The following is a 9,718-nucleotide window of genomic DNA, read 5'->3' on the forward strand; positions in this document are numbered from 1 at the left end:
CCCCGCTTCTCCCGCACCGCCTGTGCGCCCCGCAGTACCGGCGTTCCCCCGCCGCGCACCCCTTCCGCCCCCGCCCCGCAGCCCCGAGGAGGCCACCCCTGTGAGCGCCGCCCGTCAGCCGTCCCCGTCCGCAGCCCCGCCCGCGACCGCAGCAGCCGAGGGCCCCGCCGCGGCCGGCTCCCGCACCCCGCCGGCCCGCCGGGCCCCCGCCGGCCGCCGGGCGGTGCGGCCCGCCCCCGCCCTGGGCCGGGAGGAGCGCGCCCGCCTCCTCGAAGGCCGCCACCACGACCCGCACGCCCTGCTCGGCGCCCGGATGCACCGCGGCGGGGTGGCCATCCGGGCACTGCGCCCGCACGCGCGGTCGGTGACCGTGGTGGCCAAGGGGCTGCGGACCCCCCTGCTCGACGAGGGCGACGGGCTGTTCTCGGGGCTGCTGCCGCTGGCCGAGGTGCCCGACTACCGCTTCCTCGTCGCGTACGCCGACGGGGAGGTCGAGGTCCAGGACCCGTACCGCTTCCTGCCCTCGCTCGGGGAGCTCGACCTGCACCTGATCGGGGAGGGCCGGCACGAGGAGCTGTGGACCGCGCTCGGCGCCCGCGAGATGGAGCACCAGGGCGTGGCCGGCACCCGGTTCACGCTGTGGGCGCCCAACGCCCAGGGGGTGCGCGTCACCGGCGACTTCTCGTACTGGGACGGCACCGCGGCCCCGATGCGCTCGCTCGGGGGCAGCGGGGTGTGGGAGCTGTTCCTGCCGGGGGTGGGCGAGGGGGCCCTGTACAAGTTCGACATCGCGGGGCCCGACGGCAGCCACAGCCTGCGCGCGGACCCGATGGCCCGGCACACCGAGGTGCCGCCCGCCACCGCCTCGGTGGTGGCGGGGGCGCACCACGTGTGGGAGGACGCGCAGTGGATGGCCGGACGCGGGGCGCGGCCGGTGCACGCCTCGCCGTTCTCGGTGTACGAGCTCCACCTGGCCTCCTGGCGGCCGGGGCTGACGTACCGGCAGCTCGCCGAGCAGCTGCCCGCGTACGTGAAGGAGCTGGGGTTCACGCACGTGGAGCTGATGCCGGTGGCCGAGCACCCCTTCGGGGGCTCGTGGGGCTACCAGGTGACCGGGTTCTACGCGCCGACCTCCCGGCTGGGCACCCCGGACGACTTCCGCTTCCTGGTGGACGCGCTGCACCGGGCCGGGATCGGGGTGATCCTCGACTGGGTGCCGGCGCACTTCCCGCGGGACGCGTGGGCGCTGGCGGAGTTCGACGGGCGGCCGCTGTACGAGCCGCAGGACCCGCAGCGGGCGGCCCATCCCGACTGGGGGACGCTGGAGTTCGACTACGGGCGCAAGGAGGTGCGGAACTTCCTCGTGGCCAACGCGGTCTACTGGTGCGAGGAGTTCCACATCGACGGGCTGCGGGTGGACGCGGTGGCCTCGATGCTCTACCTGGACTACTCGCGCAAGGACGGCGAGTGGACCCCGAACGAGCACGGCGGGCGGGAGAACCTGGACGCGGTGGCCTTCCTCCAGGAGATGAACGCGACCGTCTACCGGCGCTGCCCCGGGGTGGTGACCATCGCCGAGGAGTCCACCGCCTGGGACGGGGTCACCCGCGCCACGCACCACGTGGGTCCGGGCGGGTTCGGCGGCCTCGGCTTCGGGCTGAAGTGGAACATGGGCTGGATGCACGACTCCCTCGGGTACGTGTCCCGCGAGCCGGTCCACCGCAAGTACCACCACCACGAGATGACCTTCTCGATGGTGTACGCGTACAGCGAGAACTACGTGCTGCCGATCTCGCACGACGAGGTGGTGCACGGCAAGCGGTCGCTGGTGTCGAAGATGCCGGGCGACTGGTGGCAGCAGCGGGCGGGGCACCGGGCGTACCTGGGGTTCATGTGGGCCCATCCGGGCAAGCAGCTGCTGTTCATGGGGCAGGAGTTCGCGCAGGGGGCCGAGTGGGCGGAGGCCAGCGGGCCGGACTGGTGGCTGCTGGACCCCTCGTACGCGGCGGCCCCCGACCACCTCGGGGTGCGGGCCCTGGTGCGGGACCTGAACGCGGTGTACGCGGGGGCGCCGGCGCTGTGGGAGCAGGACACGGTGCCCGAGGGCTTCTCGTGGGTGGAGGCGGACGGGGCGGAGGACAACGTGTTCGCGTTCCTGCGGTACGCGGCCGACGGCTCCCCGCTGCTGAGCGTCAGCAACTTCTCGCCGGTGGTCCGGCACGGCTACCGGCTCGGGGTGCCGGAGCGCTTCCCCTGCTGGGAGCCGGTGCTGTGCACGGACGGGGAGCAGTACGGCGGCAGCGGGGTGGTCCCGGCGGGCCGCCTCACCGCCCGGCCCGAGCCCTCCCACGGCCGGCCCGCGAGCCTGCACCTGACCCTGCCGCCCCTGGCCACGGTCTGGCTGCGGCCGGCGGGCTGAGGGCGGGCCCGGCTTCCGTGCCGCGGAGGCGGCATGGAAGCCGGCGGTCCGGGTAGTGAGGGGTCTGCGGCGGCGGGCCCGGGAGGGGCACACCGGCAGGAGGGTCCGATTACCGGACAGTCTCCGGGAATCCGACCCAACCCCCCGATAACCCTAGGACGTTCCTACGAGTTGTGAGCTTGTCCGAACAGACCGTAGTCGCCGGGGCCGGACCGCTCTAGCGTGTGCCTCGTGCACCACAGCCCCCCCTTCAATGCCGCCGCCGCCCGCCGCCTGCGGGCCGCCCTGGGCATGGCACCCGGCCACGTCGCCTACGGCCTGGCCGCCCAGTACGGCATCCGCGTCGACCCCGAGACGGTCATGGCGTGGGAGCGCGGCGACGCCTCCCCCACGGCATCCGAGATCACGGCGCTCGCCGGGGTCCTGTGGTGCTCCCCCGGCGAGCTGCTCGCCGAGCCCACCACCCTGCGCGAGCACCGGATCGCCCGCGGGATGAGCCCCGAGGAGCTGGCCCGCCGGGTCGGGCTCGACGCCGGCTCGTACCAGAAGATGGAGGACTCCGGCCGCTGGAAGGGCAACGAGCGGCAGTCCACCGCCCTGGCGCAGGTGCTGGGGCTGGGCCTGCCCGCCTTCGTGACGGCCACCGGCCGGGACGGGGAGCTCGGCGACCTGCTGCGCAGCGCGGTCACCACCCGCTGGCAGGCGTACGTGAAACCGCTGGCCAAGCTGATCCCGGTGCCGAAGCAGCAGCTGGAGTCCGTGGTGGGGCGGCTGTACGACGAGTACCAGTCCCGCATGGTCGCCACCCTCAGCTGGGGCACCGGCGGGGGGCAGGCCGGGAGCGGGGACGCGGGGCGGGAGTACCTCGACACGATCGTGGACCGGTTCTGGGAGCTGGCGCGGGCCTCCGGGCGCTGAGCGGCGCGGGTACGGGGACGGCCCCGGCCCCTGCGCGGAGGAGGAAACCGGGGCCGTTCGGCGCCGCGATCGGGGACGGAGGTCCCGGCGGGCGGGCCCTGCGGCCCGGGCCGGGAGGCCCGGCGGGCGGCCTAGAAGACGGACTCCGCCTCGTACATGCGGTCCTCGGGGACCGTCTTGAGCTCGGTGACGGCGGAGGCCAGCGGGACCATGCTGATCTCGGTGCCGCGCAGGGCGGTCATGTTCCCGAACTCCCCGCGGTGGACCGCCTCGACGGCGTGCCAGCCGAACCGGGTCGCGAGCACGCGGTCGTAGGCGGTGGGCACGCCGCCGCGCTGCACGTGGCCGAGGATGACCGGGCGGGCCTCCTTGCCGAGGCGGTGCTCCAGCTCCACGGCGAGCCGGTTGCCGATGCCGGCGAAGCGCTCGTGCCCGTACTGGTCGATCGCGCCCTTCTCGTACGGCATCGAGCCCTCGGCGGGGTGCGCGCCCTCGGCCACGCAGATCACGGCGAACTTCTTACCGCGGGCGAATCGCTCCTCCACCATCTTGACCAGGTCGTCCACCTCGAAGTGGCGCTCCGGCAGGCAGATCCCGTGGGCGCCGCCGGCCATGCCGGACTCCAGGGCGATCCAGCCCGCGTGCCGGCCCATGACCTCGACCACCATGACCCGCTGGTGCGATTCGGCGGTGGTCTTCAGGCGGTCGATGGCCTCGGTGGCCACGGTGACGGCGGTGTCGAAGCCGAAGGTGCGGTCGGTGGCGGAGATGTCGTTGTCGATGGTCTTCGGTACGCCGACCACCGGCATGCCCGCGTCCGACAGCATCCGGGAGGCCGTCAGGGTGCCCTCGCCGCCGATCGGGATCAGCGCGTCGAGCCCGTAGCGCTCGGCGAGGGCGGTGGCGTTCTCCGCCGCCTCGCTGAGGCGGGCGCGCTCCATGCGGGCGGAGCCCAGGATGGTGCCGCCGCGGGCCAGGATGCCGCTGACGGCGTTGATGTCGAGGGGCCGGTAGTGGCCGTCGAGGAGCCCCTTGAAGCCGTCCTCGAAACCGATGACCTCATCGCCGTGGCCGACCACCGCGCGGTGGACGACCGACCGGATGACGGCGTTCAGGCCGGGACAGTCGCCGCCTGCGGTGAGAACTCCGATGCGCATCGCCTTGTGTCTCCTGCTCCTGAATCGTGCCTGTCCGGATGTGCCGGGACCCGGGGTCCGGGGTAAATGTGAAGCCTGTCCGATTGTTCCACGCAGACAGGGCCGGGGCGCGGTGCTGCTCCGCCCGAAAGGCCTTTGGACCCCCCTCCACAGGCCTTTGTTCCGGAGGGCGCCCTATCCATCGGCGGAGGTATTGTCAAGAGGGCAAGCCCACACTATCGGGGAATTTCGATTCGCATATCCGCCGCCGGACCGGCAGGCGAACACGGACGGAGAGCACGCGTGACGCGCAGCGTGTACGTGACCGGTATCGACCGGGGGGACGGCCGCCAGGTCGTCGAACTGGGAATCATGGAGCTGCTGGCCCGCCAGACGGGCCGGGTCGGGGTCTACCGCCCCCTCCTCCACGACGGACCCGACCGCCTGTTCGAACTGCTCAAGGCCCGGTACCGGCTGGAGCAGGACCCCGCCACCGCCTACGGCATGGAGTACCCCGAGGCCACGGCCCTCCTCGCCGAGCAGGGCGCCGACGAGCTGGTCTCCCGGCTGGTGGACGGCTACCACCGGGTGGCCCGGGACGCCGACGTGGTCCTCGTCCTCGGCACCGACTACGCCGACACGAACCTCCCCGACGAGCTGGCCCTCAACGCCCGCCTGGCCAACGAGCTCGGCGCCGTGGTCGTCCCCGTGGTCGGGGGCACCGCCCAGACCGCCGAATCCGTGCGCGCCGAGGCCCGCAACGCCCACCGCGCGTACGAGTCCCTGGGCTGCCAGGTCGTCGCCCTCGTGGTCAACCGCGTGGCCCCCGCCGACCGCGGGGTCATAGCCGAGCGGCTCGCCGCCCGCCTCCCCGTACCGTGCTACGTCCTGCCCGACGACAAGTCGCTCTCCGCGCCCACCGTCGCCCAGATCACCCAGGCCCTCGGCGGCGAGGTGCTGCTCGGGGACGAGGCCGGACTGGCCCGCGACGCCGTGGACTTCGTCTTCGGCGGCGCCATGCTGCCGAACTTCCTCGGAGCCCTGACCCCCGGCTGCCTGGTCGTCACCCCCGGCGACCGCGCCGACCTGGTGGTGGGCGCCCTGGCCGCGCACGCCTCCGGCACCCCGCCGATCGCCGGCGTGCTCCTGACCCTCAACGAGCGCCCCCCGGCCGACATCCTGACCCTGGCCGCCAAGCTGGCGCCCGGCACCCCCGTGGTCTCGGTGGCCGGGAACAGCTTCCCGACGGCCGCCGAACTCTTCGCGCTCCAGAGCCGGTTGAACTCCGCCACCCCGCGCAAGCTGGAGACCGCCCTCGGCCTCTTCGAGCGGCACGTGAACACCGCCGAGCTGCGCGACCGGATCTCCGTGGCCCGCTCCACCCGCGTCACCCCGATGATGTTCGAGCACGAACTCCTGGAGCAGGCCCGCTCGGAGCGCCGCCGCGTGGTGCTCCCCGAGGGCACAGAACCGCGCGTCCTGCGCGCCGCCGACGTGGTGCTGCGCCGCGGGGTCTGCGACCTGACCCTGCTGGGCGAGGAGCAGTCCGTCCAGAAGAAGGCCGCCGACCTGGGCATCGACATCTCGGGGGCGCAGATCATCGACCCGCTGACCTCCCCGCTGCGGGAGCGGTTCGCCGAGTACTACGCCGGGGCCCGCGCCCACAAGGGCATGACGGTCGAACTGGCCAACGACGTGGTCACCGACGTCAACTACTTCGGCACCCTGATGGTCCAGGAGGGCCTGGCCGACGGCATGGTGTCCGGCTCCGTGCACTCGACGGCCGCGACCATCCGGCCCGCCTTCGAGATCATCAAGACCAAGCCGGAGGCGGCCATCGTCTCCTCGGTCTTCTTCATGTGCCTGGCCGACAGGGTCCTCGTGTACGGCGACTGCGCGGTCAACCCCGACCCGGACGCCGAGCAGCTCGCCGACATCGCCGTGCAGTCGGCCGCCACCGCCGCCGCCTTCGGCGTGGAGCCGCGGATCGCGATGCTCTCGTACTCCACCGGCACCTCGGGCACCGGCGCGGACGTGGACAAGGTCCGCAAGGCCACCGAGATCGTCCGCGAGCGCCGCCCCGACCTGCTGATCGAGGGGCCGATCCAGTACGACGCGGCCGTCGAGCCCTCCGTGGCCGCGACCAAGCTCCCGGGGTCCGAGGTGGCCGGGCGGGCAACCGTCCTGATCTTCCCGGACCTCAACACCGGCAACAACACCTACAAGGCGGTGCAGCGGTCCGCCGGCGCGGTCGCGGTCGGCCCGGTCCTCCAGGGCCTGCGCAAGCCGGTCAACGACCTGTCGCGCGGGGCGCTGGTCCAGGACATCGTCACCACGGTGGCGATCACCGCGATCCAGTCCCAGTCCGGGCGCGGCGCCGCGGCCCCCGCCCCCACCGCCTGACCCCTCCCCCACGAAGGAAAGACCCCACCGTGACCGCAACGCGCGTACTCGTCCTCAACTCCGGCTCCTCCTCGGTCAAGTACCAGCTGCTCGACATGGCGGACCGGTCCCGGCTGGCCTCGGGCCTGGTGGAGCGGATCGGCGAGGAGACCTCCCGGCTCGTGCACACCCCGCAGGCCGGCGGGGCCGCGCCGCGCGAGCACAGCGGGCCGATCGCGGACCACGCGGCCGCGCTGAAGGCCGTGGCGGCGGAGCTGGCCGCGGACGGGCTGGGACTGGACTCCCCCGAGCTGGCGGCCGTCGGGCACCGGGTGGTGCACGGCGGGACCCGGTTCACGCAGCCGACCGTGGTCGACGACGAGGTGCTGGCGGAGATCCGCAGCCTGGTGCCGCTGGCCCCGCTGCACAACCCCGCCAACATCACCGGCATCGAGGTGGCCCGGGCGCTGCGCGGGGACCTCCCGCAGGTGGCCGTCTTCGACACGGCCTTCCACGCGACCATGCCGGAGTACGCCGCCCGCTACGCCATCGACGCCGAGACCGCCGACCGGTACTCCATCCGCCGGTACGGCTTCCACGGCACCTCGCACGCCTACGTCTCGCGGGCCACGGCGGCCCTGCTCGGCAGGGCCCCCGAGGAGGTCAACGTGATCGTCCTGCACCTGGGCAACGGGGCCTCGGCCTCCGCGGTCCGCGGCGGGGTGTGCGTGGACACCTCGATGGGGCTGACCCCGCTGGAGGGTCTGGTGATGGGCACCCGCTCGGGGGACCTCGACCCTGCGGTGATCTTCCACCTGGCCCGGGTGGGCGGGCTGTCCGTGGACGAGATCGACTCGCTGCTGAACAAGAAGAGCGGTCTGCTCGGGCTGTGCGGGGACAACGACATGCGCGAGGTGCTGCGCCGCGCCGGCGCGGGCGACCACGCGGCGCAGGTGGCCTTCGACGCGTACGTGCACCGGCTGAAGAAGTACATCGGCGCCTACTCGGCCGTGCTCGGCCGGGTGGACGCGGTGGCCTTCACGGCCGGGGTGGGCGAGAACGCGGCCGCCGTGCGGGAAGCTGCCGTGGACGGGCTGGCGGAGCTGGGACTGGCCCTCGACCTGGAGGCCAACGCGGTCCGCTCCGGCGAGCCGCGGCTGGTGTCCGCCGCGTACGCCCGGGTGGCGGTGGCGGTGGTGCCGACCGACGAGGAGCTGGAAATCGCCACGCAGGCCTACGCGCTGGTTACCCGCTAGTCACTTGGACTTTCCACCAGACGGAATATTCCGCTGTGAAACAAACCCGATAGGATCCGCTCCATGCGCCGTTCCAAAATCGTCTGCACGCTGGGCCCCGCCGTCGACTCGCTCGAGCAGCTGAAAGCTCTCATCGAGGCCGGTATGAACGTGGCCCGTTTCAATTTCAGCCACGGTACCCAGGCAGAGCACCAGGAGCGGTACGACCGCGTCCGGCAGGCCCAGGCCGAGACCGGGCGCGCGGTCGGCGTCCTCGCCGACCTCCAGGGCCCCAAGATCCGTCTGGAGACCTTCGCCGAGGGCCCCGTCGAGCTGGTGCGCGGTGACGAGTTCACCATCACCACCGAGGACGTCCCGGGCGACAAGTCCGTCTGCGGCACCACGTACAAGGGCCTGCCGGGCGACGTCTCCAAGGGCGACCCGGTCCTCATCAACGACGGCAACGTCGAGCTGCGCGTCGTCGCGGTCGAGGGCCCGCGGGTCAGGACCATCGTCGTCGAGGGCGGTGTCATCTCCGACCACAAGGGCATCAACCTGCCCGGCGCGGCGGTGAACGTCCCGGCCCTGTCCGAGAAGGACGTGGACGACCTCCGCTTCGCCCTGCGGATGGGCTGCGACATGGTCGCCCTGTCCTTCGTCCGCGACGCCAACGACGTCAAGGACGTCCACAAGGTCATGGACGAGGAGGGCCGCCGGGTCCCCGTCATCGCCAAGGTGGAGAAGCCGCAGGCCGTCGAGAACATGGAGGCCGTGGTCGCGGCCTTCGACGCGGTCATGGTGGCCCGCGGCGACCTGGCGGTGGAGTATCCGCTGGAGAAGGTCCCGATGGTGCAGAAGCGCCTCATCGAGATGTGCCGCCGCAACGCCAAGCCGGTGATCGTCGCGACCCAGATGATGGAGTCGATGATCACCAACTCCCGGCCGACCCGCGCCGAGGCCTCCGACGTCGCCAACGCCATCCTCGACGGCGCCGACGCGGTCATGCTCTCCGCCGAGTCCTCCGTGGGCGCCTACCCGATCGAGACCGTCAAGACGATGTCGAAGATCGTCACCGCGGCCGAGGAGGAGCTGCTCTCCAAGGGCCTCCAGCCCCTGGTCCCGGGCAAGAAGCCGCGCACCCAGGGCGGCTCCGTGGCCCGCGCGGCCTGCGAGATCGCCGACTTCCTCGGCGGCAAGGCCCTCATCGCCTTCACCCAGTCCGGGGACACGGCCCGCCGGCTGTCGCGCTACCGCGCCACCCAGCCGATCCTGGCCTTCACCACGGACGAGAACACCCGCAACCAGCTCACCCTGAGCTGGGGCGTCGAGTCCTACATCGTCCCGCACGTGGACACCACCGACGCCATGGTCGACCTGGTCGACGGCGAGCTGCTCAAGCTCCAGCGCTACAACGCGGGCGACACCATGGTCATCACCGCCGGCTCGCCCCCCGGCGTCCCGGGCACCACGAACATGGTCCGCGTCCACCACCTGGGCGGCGGCGAGCGCGACTGACGCCGCAGGCCGCACGGGAGGGCGGTGGGGGGGGAAGGGGGGGTGGGGCGGCGGGGGGGAAAATGAGGGGGCCCGCTCCTACTCAGGTGATCATGAGGCTGCAACCGACGTCT

The 9,718-nt window shown here is 72.8% G+C and carries 6 protein-coding genes; 5 read left to right on the forward strand and 1 reads right to left on the reverse strand.

Annotation, left to right across the window (positions count from 1 at the left end; translation table 11 throughout):
- Positions 1–100: 100 nt before the first annotated feature.
- Together glgB and ACZ7JZ_RS24870 are read left to right on the forward strand one after the other, a co-directional pair.
- Positions 101–2,419 (forward strand): 1,4-alpha-glucan branching enzyme, encoded by a 2,319-nt coding sequence (gene glgB / locus ACZ7JZ_RS24865; RefSeq protein ID WP_470942967.1) that lies wholly within the window; start codon positions 101–103, stop codon positions 2,417–2,419.
- A gap of 291 nt (positions 2,420–2,710) precedes the next feature.
- Positions 2,711–3,337: a helix-turn-helix domain-containing protein gene (locus ACZ7JZ_RS24870; RefSeq protein WP_470942980.1), complete on the forward strand. Its 627-nt coding sequence runs from the start codon at positions 2,711–2,713 to the stop codon at positions 3,335–3,337.
- Between the two features lie 131 nt (positions 3,338–3,468).
- Here ACZ7JZ_RS24870 and ACZ7JZ_RS24875 read toward each other — a convergent pair whose 3' ends face one another.
- On the reverse strand, positions 3,469–4,494 hold the full coding sequence (locus tag ACZ7JZ_RS24875) for a 6-phosphofructokinase (protein ID WP_470942968.1): 1,026 nt from the start codon (positions 4,492–4,494) through the stop codon (positions 3,469–3,471).
- Between the two features lie 282 nt (positions 4,495–4,776).
- Between ACZ7JZ_RS24875 and pta the strand changes: the two genes are divergently transcribed.
- The 3 genes from pta (at position 4,777) to pyk (ending at position 9,605) form a co-directional block, all read left to right on the forward strand.
- Complete coding sequence (gene pta / locus ACZ7JZ_RS24880) at positions 4,777–6,876, forward strand: phosphate acetyltransferase (protein WP_470942970.1); 2,100 nt, start codon at positions 4,777–4,779, stop codon at positions 6,874–6,876.
- Positions 6,877–6,905: 29 nt separating this feature from the next.
- Positions 6,906–8,111, forward strand: coding sequence for an acetate kinase (locus ACZ7JZ_RS24885; protein WP_470942971.1), 1,206 nt, complete (start codon positions 6,906–6,908; stop codon positions 8,109–8,111).
- Positions 8,112–8,174: 63 nt separating this feature from the next.
- The gene (pyk, locus tag ACZ7JZ_RS24890) at positions 8,175–9,605 is read left to right on the forward strand and encodes a pyruvate kinase (RefSeq protein ID WP_470942973.1); all 1,431 of its coding nucleotides are present in this window, start codon (positions 8,175–8,177) and stop codon (positions 9,603–9,605) included.
- Positions 9,606–9,718: the final 113 nt, after the last annotated feature.

It is taken from the genome of Streptomyces sp. NPDC038213 (genome assembly GCF_055600495.1).

Coding starts and splice junctions, on each gene's coding strand:
- ACZ7JZ_RS24870 (WP_470942980.1), top strand. CDS start 2,711: ATGGCACCCGGCCACGTCGCCTACGGCCTGGCCGCCCAGTACGGCATC.
- pyk (WP_470942973.1), top strand. CDS start 8,175: ATGCGCCGTTCCAAAATCGTCTGCACGCTGGGCCCCGCCGTCGACTCG.
- ACZ7JZ_RS24875 (WP_470942968.1), bottom strand. CDS start 4,494: ATGCGCATCGGAGTTCTCACCGCAGGCGGCGACTGTCCCGGCCTGAAC.